17 protein-coding genes are annotated in these 20,851 nt (G+C 72.3%); 1 reads left to right on the forward strand and 16 read right to left on the reverse strand.

Features of this window, described 5'->3' with window-relative positions:
• The coding region (locus G5C51_RS21320; RefSeq protein ID WP_165239745.1) for a phosphatase PAP2 family protein at nt 1-438 on the forward strand (438 nt) is incomplete at its 5' end.
• A 7-nt stretch (nt 439-445) separates the two neighbouring features.
• Here G5C51_RS21320 and G5C51_RS21325 read toward each other — a convergent pair.
• The 16 genes from G5C51_RS21325 to asnB are packed head-to-tail and all read right to left on the reverse strand — an operon-like array spanning nt 446 to nt 20,850.
• Nucleotides 446-1,771, reverse strand: coding sequence for a glutamate-1-semialdehyde 2,1-aminomutase (locus G5C51_RS21325; protein WP_165239746.1), 1,326 nt, complete (start codon nt 1,769-1,771; stop codon nt 446-448).
• Nucleotides 1,772-1,778: 7 nt separating this feature from the next.
• Complete coding sequence (locus G5C51_RS21330) at nt 1,779-2,330, reverse strand: dTDP-4-dehydrorhamnose 3,5-epimerase family protein (protein WP_165239747.1); 552 nt, start codon at nt 2,328-2,330, stop codon at nt 1,779-1,781.
• Nucleotides 2,327-3,553 (reverse strand): polysaccharide pyruvyl transferase family protein, encoded by a 1,227-nt coding sequence (locus G5C51_RS21335; protein WP_165239748.1) that lies wholly within the window; start codon nt 3,551-3,553, stop codon nt 2,327-2,329. Before G5C51_RS21335 ends, G5C51_RS21330 begins: the two co-directional genes overlap by 4 nt.
• Nucleotides 3,550-4,497 carry a glycosyltransferase family 2 protein gene (locus G5C51_RS21340; RefSeq protein WP_165239749.1) on the reverse strand — a complete coding sequence of 316 codons (948 nt, stop codon included), beginning with the start codon at nt 4,495-4,497 and terminating at the stop codon, nt 3,550-3,552. The genes G5C51_RS21335 and G5C51_RS21340 overlap by 4 nt, the downstream gene beginning before the upstream one ends.
• Nucleotides 4,494-5,801: an MATE family efflux transporter gene (locus G5C51_RS21345; protein WP_165239750.1), complete on the reverse strand. Its 1,308-nt coding sequence runs from the start codon at nt 5,799-5,801 to the stop codon at nt 4,494-4,496. Before G5C51_RS21345 ends, G5C51_RS21340 begins: the two co-directional genes overlap by 4 nt.
• 5 nt (nt 5,802-5,806) lie before the next feature.
• Nucleotides 5,807-7,090, reverse strand: coding sequence for a DUF4910 domain-containing protein (locus tag G5C51_RS21350; protein ID WP_165239751.1), 1,284 nt, complete (start codon nt 7,088-7,090; stop codon nt 5,807-5,809).
• Entirely contained in the window at nt 7,078-8,103 is a 1,026-nt protein-coding gene (locus G5C51_RS21355; RefSeq protein ID WP_165239752.1) for an NAD-dependent epimerase/dehydratase family protein, read from the reverse strand. Before G5C51_RS21355 ends, G5C51_RS21350 begins: the two co-directional genes overlap by 13 nt.
• A 3-nt stretch (nt 8,104-8,106) precedes the next feature.
• Entirely contained in the window at nt 8,107-8,754 is a 648-nt protein-coding gene (locus G5C51_RS21360) for a PIG-L family deacetylase (RefSeq protein ID WP_165239753.1), read from the reverse strand.
• Nucleotides 8,751-9,548 carry a sugar phosphate nucleotidyltransferase gene (locus G5C51_RS21365; RefSeq protein ID WP_165239754.1) on the reverse strand — a complete coding sequence of 266 codons (798 nt, stop codon included), beginning with the start codon at nt 9,546-9,548 and terminating at the stop codon, nt 8,751-8,753. Before G5C51_RS21365 ends, G5C51_RS21360 begins: the two co-directional genes overlap by 4 nt.
• The gene (locus G5C51_RS21370) at nt 9,545-10,819 is read right to left on the reverse strand and encodes a class I SAM-dependent methyltransferase (RefSeq protein ID WP_165239755.1); all 1,275 of its coding nucleotides are present in this window, start codon (nt 10,817-10,819) and stop codon (nt 9,545-9,547) included. The genes G5C51_RS21365 and G5C51_RS21370 overlap by 4 nt, the downstream gene beginning before the upstream one ends.
• Complete coding sequence (locus G5C51_RS21375; protein ID WP_165239756.1) at nt 10,816-12,024, reverse strand: glycosyltransferase; 1,209 nt, start codon at nt 12,022-12,024, stop codon at nt 10,816-10,818. The genes G5C51_RS21370 and G5C51_RS21375 overlap by 4 nt, the downstream gene beginning before the upstream one ends.
• Nucleotides 12,025-12,026: 2 nt before the next feature.
• Nucleotides 12,027-13,259 carry an O-antigen ligase family protein gene (locus G5C51_RS21380; protein ID WP_165239765.1) on the reverse strand — a complete coding sequence of 411 codons (1,233 nt, stop codon included), beginning with the start codon at nt 13,257-13,259 and terminating at the stop codon, nt 12,027-12,029.
• Between the two features lies 1 nt (nt 13,260).
• Nucleotides 13,261-14,802: a right-handed parallel beta-helix repeat-containing protein gene (locus tag G5C51_RS21385; RefSeq protein ID WP_165239757.1), complete on the reverse strand. Its 1,542-nt coding sequence runs from the start codon at nt 14,800-14,802 to the stop codon at nt 13,261-13,263.
• 8 nt (nt 14,803-14,810) lie between these two features.
• On the reverse strand, nt 14,811-16,760 hold the full coding sequence (locus tag G5C51_RS21390; RefSeq protein WP_206314147.1) for a heparinase II/III family protein: 1,950 nt from the start codon (nt 16,758-16,760) through the stop codon (nt 14,811-14,813).
• Nucleotides 16,757-18,937, reverse strand: a complete 2,181-nt coding sequence (locus tag G5C51_RS21395; protein ID WP_165239758.1) for a Gfo/Idh/MocA family oxidoreductase — start codon at nt 18,935-18,937, stop codon at nt 16,757-16,759. Before G5C51_RS21395 ends, G5C51_RS21390 begins: the two co-directional genes overlap by 4 nt.
• Complete coding sequence (gene asnB, locus G5C51_RS42575) at nt 18,934-20,850, reverse strand: asparagine synthase (glutamine-hydrolyzing) (protein WP_338118244.1); 1,917 nt, start codon at nt 20,848-20,850, stop codon at nt 18,934-18,936. The genes G5C51_RS21395 and asnB overlap by 4 nt, the downstream gene beginning before the upstream one ends.
• Nucleotide 20,851 lies beyond the last annotated feature (1 nt).

A 20,851-nucleotide genomic window follows, 5' to 3' on the forward strand; every position in this document is an offset into this window, starting at 1 on the left:
GTGTTGGGGGTGGGGGCCGTCGTCGGGTGTTTGGTGGTGCGGTGGCCGCGGGCCGTGGTGCTTGTTGTTGGTGGGGCCGGGCTCAGTGTGGGGGCGACGATGGTGATCAAGTCGCTTGCGGGGCGCACCATTCACGGTGGGCATCTGTCGTATCCGAGTGGGCATACGGCCTTTCTCACCGCGCTTGCCCTCGTCGGGGCATTGCTCGCCGTCGGGCGGCGCGGCTTCAGCCGGACGCACGGCCTGCTCCTCGTGCTCGCCGCGGCGCTGGTCGCCGGCGCCGCAATGGGCTGGGCGCAGGTCGCGCTGGGTGCGCACTACCCCACCGATGTCCTTGGTGGCTGGTGCACCGCGCTGGCCGTCGTACCGGCCACCGCGTGGTTGATCGACCTGGCGGCCGACCGGATGGCCGACGCCGGTCAGCGGCAGCGCACCTGACAGCGCGTCATACCAAGCGGCGGAACACCGGCTTCACCGGTCGCCCGCCCAGCCACGGCGTCGGATCCCCCGCGTCCAGCGCCTTCCGGTACACCGCGCACGCCTGCGCCACCACCTCCACCGTCCGGTCGATATCGGCATCGTCGAGCGCACTGCTCACCACGAACGACGGAGCCAGCACCCCGCCCGCCAGCAGCCGCCGCAGGAACAACGTGCGGTACTGCTGCGACGGTTGCCCGTCCTCGTCGAGGGTGGCAAAGACCAGATTGCTGGCCCGGCCGCGGACGAGGAGATGGTCCTCGACGCCCATCCCGGCCGCCGCCTCGCGGACCCCCGACGCCAGCCGCTCGCCCAGGGCGTGCAGCCGCGCCGTGATGCCCTCCTCGACATACGTGGTCTGTACCGCCATCGCCGCCGCCAGGGAATGCGTCTCCGCCCCATGCGTCGTGGACAGCAGGAACACCCGCTCACCGGAGTGCCGCAGCCCGCCCCGCTCCATCAGCTCGCGGCGTCCGGCCAGGGCCGCGATCGCGAAGCCGTTGCCCAGCGCCTTGCCGAAGGTGGAGAGGTCGGGGGTGACACCGTAGAGGCCCTGGGCGCCCGCCGCCGACCAGCGGAGGCCGGTGATCATCTCGTCGAAGACGAGGACGCAGCCGTGCCGGTCGGCCAGTTCGCGCAGCCCGGCGAGGTACCCGGGCGGCGGTTCCGTGTGGCCGGCCGGTTCCAGGATCAGGCAGGCGATCTCGTACCGGTAGCGCTCCAGCAGCGCCTCCGTCGCCGCCAGATCCCCGTACGGGAAGGACACCGTCAGCTCGGTGGTCGCCGCCGGAATCCCGGCGGACATCGGCGTCGTCCCGATGAACCAGTCGTCCACCGAGAAGAACGGGTGGTCGCCGCAGATCGCCACCCGCCCCCGCCCCGTGGCGGCCCGGGCGAGGCGCACCGCCGCGGTGGTGACATCGGAGCCGTTCTTCGCGAACTTCACCATCTCCGCTGTCGGCACCGTCGCCAGGAAGCGCTCGGCCGCCTCGGCCTCCACGATGGACGGGCGGACGAAGTTGCTGCCGCGGTCGATCTCCCGCCGCACCGCCTCGGTCACGCGCGGGTGGGCGTGACCGAGGCTCACCGACCGCAGCCCCGAGCCGTACTCGATATAGCGATGGCCGTCGACGTCCCACACATGCGCACCGCGGCCGTGGCTGATGACCGGGGCCAGGTGCTCGGGGTATTGGTCGTCGCCCTTGGCATACGTGTGCGCGCCGCCGGGGATCATCGCGTGCAGCCGCTCGTTCGCCTTCCGCGACCGGGGCAGCTGGAACTCTTCGGTGTCCACGCCGGATTCACCCTTCCCGTTGTTTGAGGACCTCGGCGAGGCTCGGCGCCTCCCGGTCGCGCTGGGACATCGAGGTGGCAGGCAGCGGCCAGGGGATGGCCAGTTCCGGGTCGTCGTAGGCGATGGTCACGTCCTCGGCCGGGTCGTGCGGGCGGTCGATCCGGTACGAGGTGTCGGCGGTCGCGGTGAGCGCCTGGAAGCCGTGCGCGCACCCCGCCGGGATGTACACGGTCGTCTGGGTCTCACCGGACAGCTCGAAGAAGGCCCGGCCCAGGTACGTCGGCGAGTCCGGCCGCAGATCCACGACGACGTCGAAGACCTTCCCGTACGAGCAGCGCACCAGCTTGGCCTCGCCGGCGCCGGAGCGCAGATGCAGGCCGCGCAGCACGCCGCGGACCGAGCGGGACAGGCTGTCCTGGACGAAGGCGTGCGGGTCGAGGCCCACCGAGCGGAGCACGTCGGCGTCGAAGGTGCGGCAGAAGAAGCCGCGTTCGTCGGCGTACGGGGTCGGTTCGAAGAGGTACGCGCCGGCTATCGCCGGGACCTCGGTCGCTTTCACGGCGCCTCCCGTAGCGCGTGATCGGTGGCCGGGAACAGGGCCGCGGTCAGGGCGGTGAACTGGTCCTCGACGCGCCGGGCGGCTGCCTGGGTGCGCTCGGGGAGGGCATGGCGCAGCTCCGCCGAGCGCCCCTCCAGTTCCCGGAACTGCTCGAGCAGCCGGTCGGCGTCGACCTCGCGGGCCGAGTGGCAGTACGCCTCCAGTCCCATCAGAGCCATGAGGTCGTCGCTCTTCTCCGAATAGCTGAGTGCGAGCGTGGGGGTGCCGACCTTCACCGCGCAGACCAGGTTGTGGTAGCGGGCCGCCACCACGGTGTCGGCGGCCGCCACCTCCTTCATGAGGTCGGCGAGCGAGGCCGCCTCGGCGACGGTGACCAGCGGCGAGTCCACCGCGTCGAGGATCGCGTCGGCCACCGGCCGGTCGAGCTCGTCGCCGGTGAGCAGCCGGACCGTTCTGCAGTCGTCGACCAGCGCGCGGACGAAGCTGATCGTCCCGTCGAGATAGCGCCGGTGGATCTCCTCGGCCAGGTCGCGCTCGTCGTTGCTGCCGTGCCAGGCCATGACGCCCACGCAGACCGGGCCCGCCGGGCCCGAGGGCACGGTCGCCGGTGGCGCGGGCAGCGAGAAGGCGAGGTCCGGATAGACCTCGTCGCGCGCGGTGGCCACGCCCATCGCCCGCAGCGCGTCCCGGGAATGGGCGCCGCGGAACGAGCGGTATCCGGCCAGCCGCGCCGACCAGCGCACCAGGGTCCTGGTCGCCCGGTTGCCGATCGCGGAGGCGCCGACGCTGACCAGCGCGACCTTGGTGCGCAGCAGCCGGCCGCTCCCGCAGAGCAGGAACAGCGAGTACGGGAAGCCCCACGGCCGCAGCGGCAGCGTGGTCTCCAGGACGCCGGTGCCCGGCACGATCACCACGTCGTGCCGGCGCACCCAGGCGGCGGTGCGGACGATGTCGACGAGTTTGCCCAGCCCCTTCGTCGCGACCGCGGCGGCGCTCGACGCGGTCCGGTACTCGCCGCGGTTCCAGTTCAGCCGCGCCGCCGGGATCCCGTACCGGGCGGTGACGGCCTCGGGACCGCCGCACAGCGCGTCCACCACCGCCTCCGGGTGCTCGGTGCGCAGATATCCGAGGATGGCCTCCAGCGACCCGTCGTTGCCGGAGTTGCCGGCGCCGAACAGGCCGAACAGGCCGACCCGCACGGGGCGTTCGCTCGTGGACGTCATGCCTGCCTCCCTTCCCGGCCGGCGACGAGCGCGTCGATGGAGACCGTGCGCGGACCCGGGCCGACCGGGGCGCGGTCCTCGACCCGCTCGCCCGCGCCCGGCCGGGCCCGACTGGTCATCCACGCCGCCAAGTGGCGGTAGCACATGCGCCGTTCGGCCGCCGACAGCGGCGCCCGCCGGATCGCCGTCACGAAGCCCAGGACGTATTCGGCGAGCAGCCGCGGCGTGGGGTGCAGCCGGCCCGCCCGGCGCGGGTCCAGGTTGACGCACCGGGAGCGCTTCGACGGGTTCGCCCGCTCGGCGCGGCCCGGGTGGTCGCGGCGGAAGTACAGCAGCTCCGGCACCTGGTGGAAGCGCCCGTGCAGGGCGATCTCGGCGACGAAGGTGCGGTCGGCGTGGTGGTAGCTGTCCATCGGCTTCACCCGGCGCAGCACATCGGCCCGCAGCACCCCGTAGAAGTCGTCGCCGCCGGGCTCGAACAGCAGGCTGCGGAAGCGCTCCGGGGGGCGCGGCGAGCCGGTGGCCAGGGTGTAGTCGTACGGGACCTTCAGCTGTCCGTCGCCGTCGACGACGGCCTGGTCGGCGTGCGCGAGGATCACGTCGGGGTGTGCGTCCAGCGCCTCCACGCAGCGCCGCAGCAGGTCCCGGCCGTACAGGTCGTCGTGCGAGGCCCACTTGAACAGCTCGCCGCGGGATTCGGTGAACACGTAGTTGTGGTTCGGCGTGGCACCCACGTTCCGCGGCAGCCGGATATAGCGGATACGGGCGTCCCGCGCCGCGTACTTGCGGCAGATGTCCTCGGTCCCGTCCGTCGAGGCGTTGTCGGAGATGACCAGCTCGAAGTCCTCGTAGGTCTGGCCGAGCAGGGCGTCCAGCGACTCGGCCAGATACTCCTCGCCGTTGTACACGGGCAGGCCGATGCTCAATCGGGGCTGGGCGGTCATGTCTTCCTCACTTCACTGATGGTGGTCCGATGGTGCGCACGCAGGGCGGACCGCAGCTCCAGCCACCACAGCGCCGAGGCGGCGACGTTGGCGATGGCGACGCCCCAGGCCGAGCCGACGGTGCCGCCCAGGGCCGCCCCGCCGAGTCCGCCGCCGGCGTAGCCGACGGAGGCGAACAGCTGGCAGCGCAGGCTGCGCCGGGCCGCGGCGAGCGCGCGCAGCCCGGCCGCCGCACCGACGCCGACGCCGGCGCCCGCGACGCCGATGGAGATGGGCACGATGAGCTCGGAGGCGGAGTACCAGACCTGGCCGAGCACATGCTCGCCGACCGAATCCGGCACCAGCAGCAGCGCCCCGCCCCAGAGCAGGGCGGCGGCGGCAAGCCCGCCGGCGAGCACGAAGCAGAATCTGCCCAGCCGGTGCGGGGCCTGCCGCAGCACCCGCGCCGCCTCCGGGACGGTGACCAGCGAAAGGCCCATCAGCACGGCGAGGAACGGGCCGAGCAGCAGCTCCGCGCCGCGCACCGCACCCACCGCGCTGATCCCGACGATCGCACCGAGCCCGTACGCGCGGAGCTGACTCGCGCCGCTGAGGCTGACGTTCTCGACCAGGTACCGGTAGCCGAGGTCGCGCTGCTCGCGCAGCCACGCGCGCGCCCGGGCCGGCCGGGGCCGGATGCCGGACTGGAGCCAGCCGTACCCCGCGGCCACCGCGGCGGTCCCGCCCCAGGCGAGCACAAAGCCTTCCACGCTGCCCGCCTTGGCCGCCACCACCAGGGCCGGGATGAGGGCGATGCCCCACACGACGTCGTTGAGGAACGCCTTCCGCCCGGCGCCCGCGGCGAAGAACGCGAACCGCCAGGCGTCCTGCAGCAGCAGCCCCGGCAGCACCACGCCGAGGGCGGCGAACGCGCCCCCGAGCTGCCCGCCCATGGCGAGACCGACCGCCAGGCTCACCGCGCCGAGGGCCCCGCCGACAGCGAGCGCGGTACCGGTGGCCCGGCCCGCCGCCGCCCGCCACGGCCCGTCCGGCACCCCGCTGAAGCGCACCACGAGGGGGTCGGAGGCCAGCCCGCGGGAGACGTTGAGCACCACGCCGTAGGTCACCCAGGCCAGGCTGAACACGCCGAACGCGGTCAGCCCGAGCGAGCGGGCCACGTACATCCCGACCAGGAAGTTGCTCATGCTGGAGGCCGCCTGGTCGGCCAGTCCCCAGGACAGCCGCCCGGCGATGGCCCGTCTGGCGTTCGGCTTGGCGTGCCGGCGGCGGGCCACCGGTGCCGCCTTCTCCCCCTCGATGGTCATCGGCGTCACGCCTTGATCAGCCCGGCGCCCTCCAGGGCGTCGGCCGCGGTGGCGACGGCGTCGAACGGCAGGTCCGCCCGCTCGGCGATGTCCAGCAGGCTGTGCTCGCCGTCGGCGAGGCTGAGCACCCAGAGCATGGCCATCTGGGCCTGCTTGGTATCGCTGCGGCCGCCGAGCGCGTCGTACAACCCGCGCCGCCCGAGCTGCGGTTCGCCGTACGGGCTGAGGTTGACGTACCGCCGGTTGCGGTCGAGTACGGCGACGGCCTCGCGGCAGACGGCGAGGGTGTCCGCCATCGCCGCCGGGGAGACGAAGTCCAGATTGTCCGCCGAGTTGTGGTACTCCGGATAGCCGGCGTACGGGGTCCGGCTGAGCGAGCCCACGCCGAGGTCGAACCCGGGCGAGCAGTACTGCCGCTCGTCGTAGCCGTACGGGGTGAACCCGGTGATCCGGTGCGGCCGTTCGGAGACACCCAGCACATGCCGCATGACCTGGTCGATCTCCGCGTTTCCGCGCCTGCTCCGCTTGTACGTCAGCGAGCCCGGGTCGCCCGCGCAGGCCAGGACGAGGCCGTGCTTGACCCGCGCCACCCGCTCGGCGTTACGGGCCAGCCAGGTGATCGCCCCGACGGTGCCGGGCGCGAAGATGAACCGGTAGGTGTAATAGGGCTGTTGCTCCGCCAGCGCCCGGGCCAGGTGGGTGGCCACCGCGATGCCGGCCAGGTTGTCGTTGGCCAGTGACGGGTGGCAGGTGTGGCAGGAGACGATCACCTCGTCGGTGACCCGCCCGGGGACCACGTGCTCGGCGTAGGTGAGGTGGCCGTCCGCGAGGGTGGAGTCGATGCGTACCTCGTAGTCACCGTCCGGCAGCGCGTCCAGGGTCTGCTGCGCCAGGCAGAAGCCCCAGTCCGGCTTGTAGTAGCTGGTGCGGTACGGCACCCAGTCCGGGTGCTCCGGCAGGGTGTGCAGGTGCGGGCGCAGCTCGTCCAGCGTCATGGTCGCCGCCACCGGCACGCTGTAGCCGAGCACGTGCAGGCTGGACGCGGCGAAGTCGACGACGCGGTTGCCGGCGGCGTCGGCGATGTACGCGTCGCGGATGTTCCACTCCTGCGGCACCGTCCAGTCGAGCACCTGGGTCCCGGTCGGCACCTCGTGCACCTGCAGCGGGACGTATTCGCCGACGATCTCCAGGGTGGCGCGCACGCCGTCGCCCGTGATGCTCCGGCAGAGCGGGTACAGCCGCTCCACCAGCCCGTACATGTCCTCCCCCGCCTCGGTCATCGGCGCCACCGCAGGGTGTCGTCCACGGCGCCGCGGTCGGACGCCGCGCGCAGCACGGCGAGGCGGGTGAAGCGCTGCTCGAAGTCCTCGCGGGTGAGCTTGTGTTCGCGGTAGGCGTCGGCGAGTTCGAGCGCGCCCTGCTTGACCGTCCACTCGCAGTCGAAGCCGGGGATCGCGGTGCGGAAGCGGGAGAAGTCGACCCGGTACGAGCGCGGGTCGGCGCCGGTCTCCCCGGTGATCACCACCTTCGATCCGGACACCGCGGCGGCGACCTGCTCGGCGATCTCGGCGACGGTGACGTTGTTGATCTCGCTGCCGATGTTGAACGCCCGGTCGTGCACAGCGTCCCGCGGCGCGCTCAGCGCGGCGGTGAAGGCCCGGGCGATGTCGGCGGCGTGCACCAGCGGGCGCCAGGGGGTGCCGTCGGAGAGCACCAGCACCTCGCCGGACAGGAAGGCGTGGCCCACCAGGTTGTTCAGCACGATGTCGGCGCGCAGCCGCGGCGAGTAGCCGAAGGCGGTGGCGTTGCGCATGTACACCGGGCTGAAGGCGCCGTCGGCCAGCGAGTGCAGATCGTCCTCCACCCGCACCTTGGACTCCGCGTACGGCGTCACGGGGCGCAGCGGGGCGTCCTCGGCGACGAGGTCGTCACCGCCCGCGGCGCCGTAGACGGAGCAGGTCGACGCGTACAGGAACCGCTTCACCCCGGCGTCGCGGGCCAGCTTGGCCAGCCGTACGGACGCGTGGTGGTTGATGTCATAGGTGAGCTCGGGCGCCAGCGAGCCCAGCGGGTCGTTGGAGAGCGCGGCCAGGTGGATGACGGCGTCCACTCCGGCGACGTGGTCGGCCGTGACGTCGCGCAGGTCCACCCGCGGCCCCGGCGGGTCCGCGGGCCGCGGGCCCAGCACGCAGTCGGCGAACAGGCCAGCGTCGAGGCCGGTGACCTCGTGTCCGGCGGCCGCGAGGACCGGGGCCATGACGGAGCCCAGATAGCCCTGGTGTCCGGTCAGCAGTACGCGCACGGTTCATCCCCCCAGATTGAGCGTGAGTTTGGTGGCGTCGAAGGCCTCGGCGTAGCGCGCGTGGCATTCGATGCCGCGAATGCGGGCAAGGCCGAGGAAGGCCTCGCGGTCGTACCAGGGCCGGTGCCGCTGCGAGGGATAGTGCTCCCGCAGCAGCCGCACCTTCCGGTCGGCGGTGTCCGGCGACAGCGGCTGGTAGACCGCCGGGCGGCCGAGGTCGCCGTCCCATTTGACGATCTCGTAGCCGAGCACCAGGTGGTCGCGGAAGGCGGTGGGGATCAGCTTCGCCAGGCCGCGGTGGTCCTGGTGGGCGTCGTCGGTGCGCGGCGCCAGCACCAGGTCGGGTTCGGTCCGCTCGCGCAGCTCCTCGACCGCGGCCTTGGCCTCCTCCCAGCGCGCGGGGAACCGGCCGTCGGGCAGCTTGAGCACGGTCAGCCGCAGGTCGGCGCCCGGGCAGAAGGCGGGCAGCGCGGCCTGCTCCTCCAGCTCCCGCTTGCTGCCGCCGCCGGAGAGCACCAGCGCGTCGACCCGGAGGCCTGGCCGCGCGAGGCACATCGTCAGCAGGGTGCCGCCGGCGCCGATGGCGATGTCGTCGCAGTGCGCGCCCACCGCGACGATCCGGTCCAGGCGGGCGGCCCCGAGCCGGATCACGCGGTCCCCACGCGGGCGGCGTCCCGCTCCCATACGGCCCACGGCCGGTCGCCCCGCGCATAGGCCGTGTCGAGCGCGGCCCGCTCCTTCACGGTGTCGGTCGGCTTCCAGAAGCCGCGGTGCTGGTGTGCCACCAGGCGGCCGCGCTTGGCGAGTTGGGCGCAGCCGTCGGCGACCAGGTCGCCGTTCTCCGGGATGTGGTCGAAGACCTCCTGGCGGAGCACGAAGTAGCCGCCGTTCTCCCACAGCGGCAGTTCGCTGACCGCCGTAATGCCGCCGACCAGGCCGTCCTCGCCGAGGTCCACGCAGTGGAACGAGGACTGCGGCGGCACCACCATCATCGACGCGCCGGCGTCGCGGCGGGCGAAGTTCTCGATCATCTCCGGCAGCGGCGCGTCGGTGAGCACGTCGGCGTAGTTGGCGAGGAACATCTCGTCGCCGTCCAGGTGGTGCCGCACCCGGCGCAGCCGCTCCCCGATCGGCGATTCGATGCCGGTCTGCGCGAAGGTGATCGTCCAGTCGGCGATGTCGGTGGACAGCAGCTCGGCCCGGCCGTTGCGCATGACGAAGTCATTGGACGTCGTCTCCTCGTAGGTGAGGAAGAAATTCTTGATGTGGTGCGCCCCGTAGCCGAGGCACAGGATGAATTCGGTGTGCCCGAAGTGCGCGTAGTAGCGCATCACATGCCAGATCAGCGGCCGCGGGCCGACCATCGCCATGGGCTTGGGTATGTCGTCGGAGGTCCCGCTGCGCATGCGCAGCCCGTAACCGCCGCAGAACAGCACGACCTTCATGACTTGACCTCGACAATGCTCAGTTCCGGGATGGGGAAGACCAGGCGGCCGCCCCAGTCGCCGACGTAGGACAGCTGCTCGGCCAGCTCGGTCCTGAGGTTCCACGGGAGGACGAGCACGTAGTCCGGCCGGTCGGCGGCGATCTGCTCGGGCGGCAGGATCGGGATGCGGGTGCCGGGGGTGAATCGGCCGTGCTTGTACGGGTTGCGGTCGACCGTGTACGGGAGCAGGTCGGGCCGGATGCCGCAGTGGTTGAGCAGGGTGTTGCCCTTGCCAGGGGCGCCGTAGCCGACGACCGTCTCGCCGCGCTCGGCGGCCTCGATGAGGAACTTGAGCAGGTCCCGGCGCACCTTGGCGACCCGGGCGGAGAACTCGGTGTATCCGGAGAGCTCCTGCAGCCCGGCTGCCTTCTCCCGGGCCAGCACGTCGGCCACCCTTCCCCAAGCTCTCGACTCCGCTCGAGCAGGGGATACCCCATTGGTCGGCTCGCCGGCCACCTCGGCGGGGCGGGCCCACAGCCGGATGGATCCGCCGTGCGTGGGCAGCAACTCCACGTCCACGAGCGTCAGTCCGCCGCTGGCCAGCGCCCGGATCGCGGCCGCGACCGTGTAGTACTGGAAGTGCTCGTGGTAGATCGTGTCGTACTGGTTCTGCTCGATCAGCGTCAGCAGGTGCTGCACCTCGATGGAGACCCAGCCGTCGTCGGCGACGAGGGCGCGCAGGCCCTGGGTGAAGCCGACCACGTCGGGTATGTGCGCGTAGACATTGTTGGCCACGACCAGGTCCGCCGGGCCGTTCCGGCCGCGGACGGTCGCGCCGGTGTCCGGGTCCAGGAACTCCGTCAGCGTCGGCACCCCCGCGTCCCGCGCCGCGGCGCCGACGTTCACCGACGGCTCGATGCCGAGGCAGCGGATCCCCCGCTCCGCCACATGTCGCAGCAGGTAGCCGTCGTTGCTCGCGACCTCGACCACGAAGGAGTCGGTGTCGAGCCCCAGCCGCTGCACGGCGTCGGCGACGAAGGTGCGCGCGTGCTCCACCCACGAGGTCGAGAAGGAGGAGAAGTACGCGTACTCCTTGAACGTCTCCTCCGGCGTGATCAGCGGCGGGATCTGGGCCAGCCAGCAGTCGGTGCAGACCCGCAGATGCAGCGGGTACGCCGGCTCCGGCAGGTCCAGTTGGTCCGCGGCGAGGAAGCTCTCGCACGGCGGCGTCGCGCCGAGGTCGACGACGCTCTCCAGCGCCGCCGAGCCGCAGAGTCGGCATCCTGTCATCTCTTGCCCCCCATTGATTCCGTCCGTGCCGCGATCGCGGCGCGGTACTCCTCCAGCAGGCGCTCGAGTCCGACGGCCGGGCTGAAGCCCTGCTCGTAACGGCGCCTGGCCGCCTGCCCCATCTCCCGGTTACGGGCCGGCTCCCCCGCGATCCGCCGCAGGCAGGACGCGAGCGAGGCTGCCTCGCCGGGCTGGTGCAGCAGCCCGGTGACCCCGTCCTCGACCAGTTCGGCGAAGGCGCCGTGACCGGCGGCGACGGTCGGCACCCCCGCCGCCATCGCCTCCACGACCACCAGGCCGAACGCCTCCAGCCAAGTCGAGGGGGCAACCACGGCGACCGCCCGCTCAACGGCCTTGCGGCTCTCCGCCGGGTCGCACAGGCCGACGTACCGCACGTCGTCCCGCCCCGCCGCCCAGGCGGTCACCTCGCGCTCCAGCGGCCCCGTGCCGGCGATCACGAGCGGCACCCCCACGCCGCCGCTCGCCGCGATCTCGTCCCACGCGGCCATGAGCAGCCGCACGCCCTTGGCCTCCGCGAGCCGGCCGAGATAGAGCAGATGCTCACCGTCGCCCGCCCGGCAAGCACCCGGATCCGGGACGAAGTTGTGCTTCACCACCAGCCGCTCGGCCGGCAGCCCGGCCCGTACCAGAACGTCGCGCTGCGCCGCCGAGAGGCAGAAGAAGCGGGTGACGCCCGACCACCACCGGCGCCGGTTGACCGACATGCTGACCGCGAGCGGCACCGTCGCCAGCCGGGAGCCCCGGTAGCAGCCGTGCCGGACGGCGGGCAGCGGCGTGCCGCCGACGCAGTCGGTGCACGGCCGGCCGTCCCGCTGCAGGGTGCCCGGCACGCAGACCTGGGTGTAGTTGTGCAGCGTGGCGACGGCGGGCACCCCGGCGTCGGCGCAGGCGGCCAGCACGGCGGGCGACAGGAGCGGGAAGACGTTGTGGACGTGCACGACATCGGGGCGGGTGGTGCGCAGCCTGGCGGCGAGTTCGGTACGGACCGCCGGGTTCCACGGCACCAGCAGCGGCAGCGCGGCCTTGCCCAGCAGGGACCGGTCGGCGATGTCGTCGCTGCGCCGCTCGAACAGCTCGACCCGGTGGCCTGCCGCGCGCAGCAGCGCCACCTCCTGGTCGACGACGTTGTTCTCGCCGCTCGGCTGCGCCGAGGCGTAGCGGTTGTGCACCACGAGGACGTGCATGCTCAGGTCACCTCCCGGTCCCGGGCCCAGCGCGGGACGCGCCGCCGGGGGATCGCTGTTGCCGCGAACGGCAGCGGCTCGGCGGGGGCCGCCAACAGCGAGGCGGCCAGCGTCAGATGCAGCAGATACGGCGAGGCGTCGCCGAGACCGGCCTCGGTGTACGACGCGATCGCGCAGTAGCTGATCAGGAAGATCGCGCAGGCCCGCGCCAGCGACGGCGGCCGGAGCAGCGCGACGGCGCCGAGCACGGTGATGATCCCCACCACCAGGGCGACGCCGATCAGCCCCTGCTCGTGGAAGACGGCCAGCCAGCTGTTGTCGATCGGCAGCCCGTCGAAGGACTTGTCGCCAAGCCCCGTACCGAACAGCTGCTCCGCGGTCGACCGGGGCGCCGCCAGCAGGGCGTCCCAGACCTTGGCCCGGCCGTTGAGGCTGGAGAAGTACTGCTCGCTCTGCCCGCGCCGGTACCAGGCCTGCAGCGCGGAGCTGAACCCCACCGCGGCCACGGCCCCGCACAGCACCGTCCAGACGAAGAACCGGCGGGCGGCGGCGCTGGTCAGGATCAGCGAACTGATGGCCAGCACCAGCCCGATGAGCAGGCCGAGGGTGGCCGTCCTGGTATGGGTCAGCACGAGCAGCACGAGCGAGGGCCCGATGACCACCGCGGCGCTCGCCCGGTCGGTCTGCCGGCCCAGCAGGAGCAGCACCGTGAGTCCGATGATCACCGCGGCGTACTGCCCGATCTGCGGCGGGGTGAGCGGCCACAGCGCGCCGACCAGCCGGCCGCCGTAGACGTCCGGCATGGCCGCGCCCGGCGAGATGAGCGCCCCGACGGCCACCGAGCCGAGCACCGCGAAATAGGTGCGGATGTGGTGCCGGACGAACGTCAGGCTGCCGTCCCACCAGCGGCTGAGCAGCCACAGCGTACCGACGAAGAGCGCCAGCCGGGCGCACCGGAACAGCGCCCCGAAGCCGGACTCCAGGTCCACGCTGGAGATCACGCTCGGCAGCAGCAGCAGGGTGAGCAGCAGCACGACGGCGTTGGCCCGGATGCGCAGCTGCAGGTTGAGCGCGAGCGCCAGCGTGAACGCGCCGACCAGCGCGCCCATGGTGACCACCTGGATCAGGGAGCGGGGCAGCGGAATGATGGTCTCCGCCCCGGTGGAGCCGAGCGTGTTGAGGATCAGCAGCCCCCAGACCACGCCGACGGTCTTCGGTGTGCCGGCCGGGATCATGTCAGTCACCGCCCCGCCGGCGGAGGGTGCTGCCCTTGTCCTGCTCGTACGGCGCGTCCTTCCACTCCCCGAAGTCGAGCTGCCGGCTCGGGTCGTGGGCGGTGAAGCTCCAGGCTCCGAGGTAGGTGTTGTCGTGCCAGCGGTTCTGCTGCTTGCGGGTGATCGCCTCGGCGACCTTCTCGCCCTGGTACGGCGACCAGTCCGGATAGGTGCCGTAGTTGGCCAGCACCGCCATCCGGTCGCATTTCTCCTTGCACTTGACGACGGATTTGTCGAGCACGAAGCGGTTGTCGTGTATGTCCACCCGCTGGGTCTTCCACCGGCAGTCGCCGTAGAGCGGCTTGGCGGTGATCGCCGGCCGGGCGCAGCTCTTGGGGTCCTTCACCAGCAGCGTGCAGTCGCCGGTGGAGGTATTGGCCGGGCTGTTGCAGAACCGGTCGGCGTTCTCCCACAGGGTGATCCCGTTCCAGTTGTTCTCCAGCGTGTTCCGGGAGATCTCGATCTTGTCGGTACGGGCCTTCACCCGCGGCTCGCCGCCGGATTCGGACAGGTAGACGGTGGCGTACGGGAAGTTGTCGTCGCCCTCGGCCTGCTCGCGGCCCTCGACCCAGTTGTTCCGGCGGATCGTGTTGTCCCGGATGACCGCGTTGTAGCTGGTCTCGTACATCAGCGCGGGGCCGTCGTTGGCCTCGAGCACATTGCCCTCGATGCGGAAGTCGTTGTTGTTGGTGTCCGCCCACAGCCCGGCGCCGCGGTTGTCGTGCACCCAGTTGCCGCGGATGTCGGCGCCGTTGACGGCCCAGAACTTCACGCCGCCGGTGCAGCCGCAGCCGTCCCGCCGCCGCTCCCAGTCGCCGGTGTTGTTGCCGGTGATCTCGTTGCCCTCGAGCACCAGGTCGCGGAGCTGACCGGTGCCCTTGTACGCGTTCATGCCGTACTGCCCGTTGTCGCGCAAACAGCTGGCACGGACCCGCTGGCGGGCGCCGGCCATCAGCCCGGCGCCGTCGTTGCGCTGGATCGTCGCGTGCTCGATCACCCAGCCGTCGGCCGAGTCGTGGTTGACCACGCCCTGGTCGTGCGGCGCCTTGAAGCCCTGCACGGTCAGATGGCGGATGGTGACGTCGGGCGCGCCGCCGCCGAACGCGTACTGGTTGATCCTGCGGCCGTCGAGCACCGCGCCGGGCGCGCCGAGATAGCGGTTCCCCTTCTTGGGGAGGACCTGGGAGTAGCGGTCCGGATCGAGCCGGTGCGTGCCGGGCCGCAGCCAGAAGGTGGTGCCCGCGGGGCTGCTCTTGGTCTTCGCGGCCAGGTCACCGACCCGCTTGGGATCGACCGTCACCGCGCCCTTCGGTGCCGTCGCAGGCCCGGCCGCGGGCTTGGCGCACACCCGGGCCACGGGCTTGGCCGGCGCCCCGGACGTGGCGGGCGCACCGGTCGGCTCCGCCCGGCTGTCCGGCGTGCTGGACGTGCAGCCGGTCGCCGCCAGCAGGGCGAGCGCCAGCGGTGCCGCCGCCGGTGCCCAGTGCCGCCACGTGATCCCCACATATCCTCCTAGCCGTGGAACCTGAGTACGGTGGTGAACTCGCCCGCCGGCGAGGGGCCGCTGCCGATCAGCGTCGTGGCGGGCTCCTTGCGCCCGAAGCCGGCGGAGTACCAGCCCAGCGGCGGATCGGTCTCGCCGCGGTGCGCCCGCCAGGTCAGCTGCTCGGGCAGGTCGAGTACGGCCGAGCGGTCCGCGCCGTCCTTGGTCCAGGTGAGCTCGGCCCGGTTCCCCACCAGCTCCGCGGCGACCGCCGGGCCGAGGTGGAACGCCAGGCGTGCGGCCCGTCGCCCGCCGCGTATCTCGTCGACCACCCGCAGCTCCCGGCCGGTCAGCTCCACCCGGCGCCGGTGCGCCGAAGGCCCGTAACCGTCGTGCTCGGCGCACCAGCGGGCCACGCCCTCATCGGCCGCGTCCACGTCCAGGACGCGGCTGCGGGCGTGCCGGGTCCACAGGAACGGGCCGCCGGAGACGGACTGGTCGGCCTCGTCCAGCTCCAGGGTGTTGTGGCCGAGGGTGGAGCGGAAGTACTGCCGCCACTCGGGCTGCCCGTGATAGCAGTACGTCCCCGGGTCGGCGAGCACGTCGACGCCCTCATGCCTGACCTCCACGGACAGCGCGTCCGCGTGCGCGTGCGCGGCGATGGAGAGGAAGCCGTGCGGGCCGCCGTCGCAGCGGCACCAGATCTCCCCAGGGCCGCGCAGGATCGTCATCCCGGCGTCGGCGAAGTGGGCGGGGCGGCTTGCCGGTCGGCGCACGGTCGGCCCTGTGCCCGGTTTCGCGTACGGCCGGATGAGCGCGGCCAGCAGCGGGGTGCGCACATCGGTGCCGGTCACCTCGGGCCACCAGTCGAGCCGGCCGAACACGGCGTCCCCGGTGGCCAGCAGCGAACCCCAGCGGTCGGTGCCGGCGCCGTCAACCACCAGACCGTGCCCATCGTCCGCGTCCCCCTGGCGCGGCGGCCGCAGGCGGCTGTCCACGATGGCCGCGAGCGCGTCGGTCATCCGTAACAGCACCAGCCGGACCGTCGCCGGGACCGGCACCCGCGCGGCGTCCGCCTCTGCCAGCGCCGCCAGGCCGAGCTCCAGCACGAGTCCGTGATACTCGGTGGCCAGCTCGCGGTTGAGGCCGGAGAGGAAGGTGTTGCCGCGCAGCTGCCGGTCCAGCGACCGCAGCGCGTCCGCCCGCCAGCGCGCTGAGGAAGGGAACCACGCGAACGCGCAGGACGCGGCGAACTGCCCCGCGGCCTCGGCGATGACGTGGTTGTTCGCGGATGATCCACGGCTGGGGAAGGCGGCCAGCCAGCGCTGGTGATGCCAGATCTGCTGCAGCGCCGCCGGGTTGTCCTCGAACAGCCCGGCCGCGCCCGGCCAGCCGTCGAGCAGCCGGCGGATCCACACCCAGGACAGCAGCCGGATGCCGAGCTCGATGCCGCTGACCCAGTGCACGCCGCGCAGCGGCGGGTTCTCCGCCCACCAGGACCGCAGGTGCGCGGCGACGCGCTCGGCGTACCGCTCCTGCCCGGTGATCGCGTAGGCGGCGGCGAGCACGGTGAGGTGCTGGTGCCGGGACAGCTCCCAGATCTGCTTGATGTCGCCGACCGCGTCCTCGTTCCGGTACGGCACGTCGAAGGCGTAGCCCCACGGGGCCCGGCGCCCGGTCTTCGGGTCGTACCACCAGTCGGGCTCGACCAGGTCGTCGCGGTTCACGCCGAAGTACCGGGCCTGCCCGGTCAGCAGCCGGTCCGCCTCGGCGACGAGGCGTTTCGCGGCGTCCGCAGGCACCTCGCTGATCGTCCCGGCGGGGAGTGCGGCGGTGAAGCGGGCGCCGGACACGGCCGGGCAGTCCGGCGGCGCCGACCGCCACCGCCGCCTGCGCACCGCGTCGCCCATCCGGCCGCCGACCTCCCGCGGTTCCATCCGGGACAGCCGCCGCAGGTACCAGCCAGGACTCATGCTCATCGCGCCCTCGCCAGGGTCACCGGCGCGCCCGCGGCCAGGCCCGCCTGCACGGCGAGGGTGGACGCCGTGGTGGCGGCCAGCGACTCCAGCGGCACCGGCATCGGCCCGCCGGTCCTCACGGCCCGGACGAACGCGGCCAGTTCGGCCTCCTGGCCCTTGTCCCTCGCCTTGGGCAACCGTGAGCTGACCCACCGCTTCTGCCCATACACCGAGGCCCGGACGAAGTCGTCGAGCCGCAGCACCTTGCCGTCCGCGAGGAGGTCGAGGGTCTCCTTGGGGAAGCCGGGCGAGCCGGAGGTGACGTAGCTGATGGTCGCGGTGGACCCGTCCGGGTAGCGCAGCACGATCTGCAGGTCGTCGCCGCCGGACGTGGCGGTCGCGTACACGGAGACCGGGTCGGCCCCGAGCAGCCAGCTCGCCGTGTCGATGAAGTGCCCGCCCTCACCGGCGAACCGGGTGCCCTCGGTGCCCTGTTGCAGGTACCAGCTGCCGTGGTCGAGGCGGCCCGCGTTGACCAGGTAGCGCAGGCTCGCGGGGCCGGTCCTGGCGCCGAACCGCTTCCTGGCCTCGCTCAGCAGCGGCGCGAACCGGCGGTTGAAGCCCACCTGGATCCGGTCGTTGCCGGACTCCTCCACCGCGGCCAGGACGCCGGCCAGCTCGTCCTCGGTGAGGGCGAGCGGCTTCTCCACGAAGACGGCCTTGCCGGCGAGCAGCGCCCGCCGCGTCAGCTCGGCGTGCGAGCTGTGCCGGGTGACCACGAACACCGCGTCGATGGACGCGTCGCCGAGCACGGCGTCGAGGTCGGTGGTGGCCTCGGCGAAGCCGAACTTCCGCTGTGCGTTGACCCCGGAGAGCGCCGTGGTGGTGACCACGGTGGACAGCTCGACGCCGTCGCGCCCGGTCAGATGGGGCAGCAGCATCGACGTCGCGTAGTTTCCCGCGCCGATGAAACCCAGCCGCACCTGCGTCTTGGAGCGCCCGCCCGGTACGGGTATGCCGCCGCTGCGCCGCACGGCGGGCACGGCCACCGCCGGGGGCTCCGCGTCGGCCTTCTCCTCGGGATACCGGAACAGCACGGCCACGGCCTTCAGTTCGCCGTCCTTCAGCCTCCGGTACGTATCGACGGCGTCGTCGAAGTCCGCGATGTGCGAGACCAGGGGCTCCACGTCGACGCGGCCGCGGGCGACGAGATCGAGGAAGCATGCCAGGTTGCGGCGCTCGGTCCAGCGCACGTAGCCGATCGGGTAGTCGCGCCCCTCCAGCTCGTACGACGGGTCGTAGCGCCCGGGGCCGTACGACCGCGAGAACCGGACGTCGAGCTCCTTCTCGTAATACGCGTTCCACGGCAGGTCGAGGCGGCACTTGCCGATGTCGACGACGCGGCCGCGGTCCCGGCACAGCCGCGCGGCCAGCTCGACGGGCTGATTGCTGCCGCCGCCGGCGGCCAGGTACACCTGGTCCACGCCGTGCCCGTCGGTGAGTTCGGCTGCGGCCGCCTCGACCGCCGCCGACGCGGGATCGCCGCAGGCCACGGCGCCCAGCCGCTCGGCGAGCTCGCAGCGCGCCGGATCCGGGTCGGCGCCGACGACGCGTACGCCCGAGGCGGCCAGCAGCTGCACCACCAGCTGCCCGATCAGCCCGAGGCCGATCACCAGCGCCACATCACCGAGTTGCGGCTCGCCGCGGCGGACGCCCTGCATCGCGATCGACCCGACGGTGCCGAAGGCCGCGTGCCGCGGCGCGAGGCCGTCCGGCACCGGGGCATAGAGGTTCTTCGGCACCCAGTTCAGCTCGGCGTGCAGCGCGTGCTCATTGCCCGCGCAGGCCACCAGGTCGCCGACCTTGACGTCGTCGATGCCGGGGCCGACCTGCTCGACCACGCCGCAGAGCGAGTAGCCGAGCGGCGTGTACGAGTCCAGCTTGCCCATCACCTTGCGGTACGTGGCGGGCACCCCGTTGGTGGCCACGCTCTGCATGACCTTGGCCACCTGGTCGGGGCGGGAGCGGGCCTTGCCGACCATCGACATGCCGGCCTCGGACACCTTCATGAGCTCGGTCCCGGTGGAGATCAGCGAGTAGGCCGTCCGCACCAGTACGCCGCCCGGCTTGCACCCCGGCACCGGCACGTCGAGCAGCGCCAGTTCGCCGCTCTTGTAGTTCTGCACTACCTGTTTCACCCAAACTCCCCAGAAGTCGCGCCCCGGTACCAGTACTCGAGGGTCAGCACATGCCACAGATGCTTGGAGTAGTCCCGCTGCCCGGCGGCGTCCGCGGCGGCCATCCGGGCCAGCGCGTCGCGGCGCAGGAACCCGTCGCGGACGAGCACGCCGTCGTTCACCACCTCGCGCACCAGCGGCGCCAGGTCCCGGCTCATCCAGGCCCGCAGCGGGGCGCTGAACAGGCCCTTGGGCCGGTACACGATCTCCTTGGGCAGAATCGAGGAGGCCGCCTCCTTGAGCACGGCCTTGCCCTGCCGCCCGGCGATCTTGCGGTCGCCGGGGAAGGCGAACGCCGCCTTGACCACCTCGACGTCCACGTACGGCACCCGCACCTCGGTCGACGCGGCCATGCTCGACCGGTCCGTATAGGCGAGGTTGAGGCCCGGCAGGAACATCCGGGCGTCGCCGAGGCACATGCGGTTCACGAAGTCGTCGAGCTCGTTGTCCGCGTAGATGTCGGCGTGCTCGGTCAGCACGTCGTCGACCGTCCCGGCCAGGTCCGGGTTGATCAGCGCGAGCAGCTCGTCCTGGTCGTACATGGTGTAGCTGCGCCGGAACGCGGTCTCCTCCGGCAGCTCGGCGAAGGACAGGAACCGCTTCGCGAACCGCACCGACCGGTATCCGCGGCGGGCGGTGGCGACCGGCAGCCGGTCCACGGCCGCGGCTACGCCGCGCCGCAGCGGCCGCGGGACGCGCTGGTAGCGCAGGGCGAGGAGGTTGGCCAGGTGCTTGCGGTAGCCGGCGAACAGCTCGTCGGCCCCCATCCCGGAGAGCATCACCTTGACGCCCGCGTCCCGGGCGGCCGAGCAGATCAGGTACGTATTGATCGCGGCCGGGTCGCCGATCGGCTCGTCCAGGTGGTACGTCATCTGCGGCAGCAGGTCGAGCACGTTGGGCGCGATCTCGATCTCGTGCAGATCGACGCCGAACTGCGCGGCGACCTGCCGGGCGTAGCGCAGGTCGTCCGGCATCGCCTCGAACTTGGCGTCCTCGGCGCGGAATCCGATCGTGTACGCGGAGATCCCGGGCTGGTGCCGGGCGGCCAGCGCGGTCAGATAGCTGGAGTCGAGGCCACCGGAAAGGAAGGTCGCGACGGGCACGTCGGAGAGCAGGTGCTGCCGCGTCGACTCCTCGACAATGGCGGCCAGGTCCGACCGCTCGCCGCTCTGGGCCCGCTCCTGCCCCTCGGCGGCGACATCCTTCAGATTCCAGAACCGGCCGCGGTCCACCCGGCCGTCGGCCCGGCATCTGAGCCAGCTCCCCGGCGGCAGCTTCTCCGCCTCGCGGAGCGCGCAGCGCGAGTCCGGCACCCAGTAGTAGAGCAGCGAGGCCACCAGCGCCGCGTGGTCCACCTCCAGCGACCCGCCGGTGACGGCGGCGAGCGCCTTGAGCTCGGAGGCGAACACCAGGCCCGTACCGCGGCGGAGCAGGAACAGCGGCTTGATGCCGAGCTGGTCGCGGGCGAGCACCAGATCGCCGGTGCGCTCGTCGAAGATCCCGAAGGCGAACATGCCGCGCAGCCGAGGCAGGCAGTCGGTGCCCCAGCGCCGCCAGGCCTCCAGCACCACCTCGGTGTCGGAGGTGCCGCGGAAACGCACCCCGGAAGCCGTTAACTCCGCGCGCAGTTCGGGTGCGTTGTAGAGCTCGCCGTTGTACGTGAGGGCGAGGCCGTCCGAGACCATCGGCTGGGCGCCGGTCTCGGACAGGTCGATGATGGACAGCCGGCGGTGCCCGAGATGCACATGGCCGTCACCGGCGGGGTGGCCGTACCGGCCCGCCCCGTCCGGGCCGCGGTGGGCGAGGATCTCGGTGAGCCGGTCGGTGACGGCCTTGCCGTCCGGCCATCGGTAGGTGCCTGCGATGCCACACACG

The sequence above is a fragment of the Streptomyces coryli genome (genome assembly GCF_011044975.1).
GTDB classification, from domain to species: domain Bacteria; phylum Actinomycetota; class Actinomycetes; order Streptomycetales; family Streptomycetaceae; genus Streptomyces; species Streptomyces coryli.

Excerpts from the sequence above, each read along its gene's own strand:
- G5C51_RS21335 (WP_165239748.1), bottom strand. The coding sequence starts at position 3,553 with ATGACGTCCACGAGCGAACGCCCCGTGCGGGTCGGCCTGTTCGGCCTG.
- G5C51_RS21340 (WP_165239749.1), bottom strand. The coding sequence starts at position 4,497 with ATGACCGCCCAGCCCCGATTGAGCATCGGCCTGCCCGTGTACAACGGC.
- G5C51_RS21345 (WP_165239750.1), bottom strand. The coding sequence starts at position 5,801 with ATGACCATCGAGGGGGAGAAGGCGGCACCGGTGGCCCGCCGCCGGCAC.
- G5C51_RS21365 (WP_165239754.1), bottom strand. The coding sequence starts at position 9,548 with ATGAAGGTCGTGCTGTTCTGCGGCGGTTACGGGCTGCGCATGCGCAGC.
- G5C51_RS21370 (WP_165239755.1), bottom strand. The coding sequence starts at position 10,819 with ATGACAGGATGCCGACTCTGCGGCTCGGCGGCGCTGGAGAGCGTCGTC.
- G5C51_RS21375 (WP_165239756.1), bottom strand. The coding sequence starts at position 12,024 with ATGCACGTCCTCGTGGTGCACAACCGCTACGCCTCGGCGCAGCCGAGC.
- G5C51_RS21380 (WP_165239765.1), bottom strand. The coding sequence starts at position 13,259 with ATGATCCCGGCCGGCACACCGAAGACCGTCGGCGTGGTCTGGGGGCTG.
- G5C51_RS21390 (WP_206314147.1), bottom strand. The coding sequence starts at position 16,760 with ATGAGCATGAGTCCTGGCTGGTACCTGCGGCGGCTGTCCCGGATGGAA.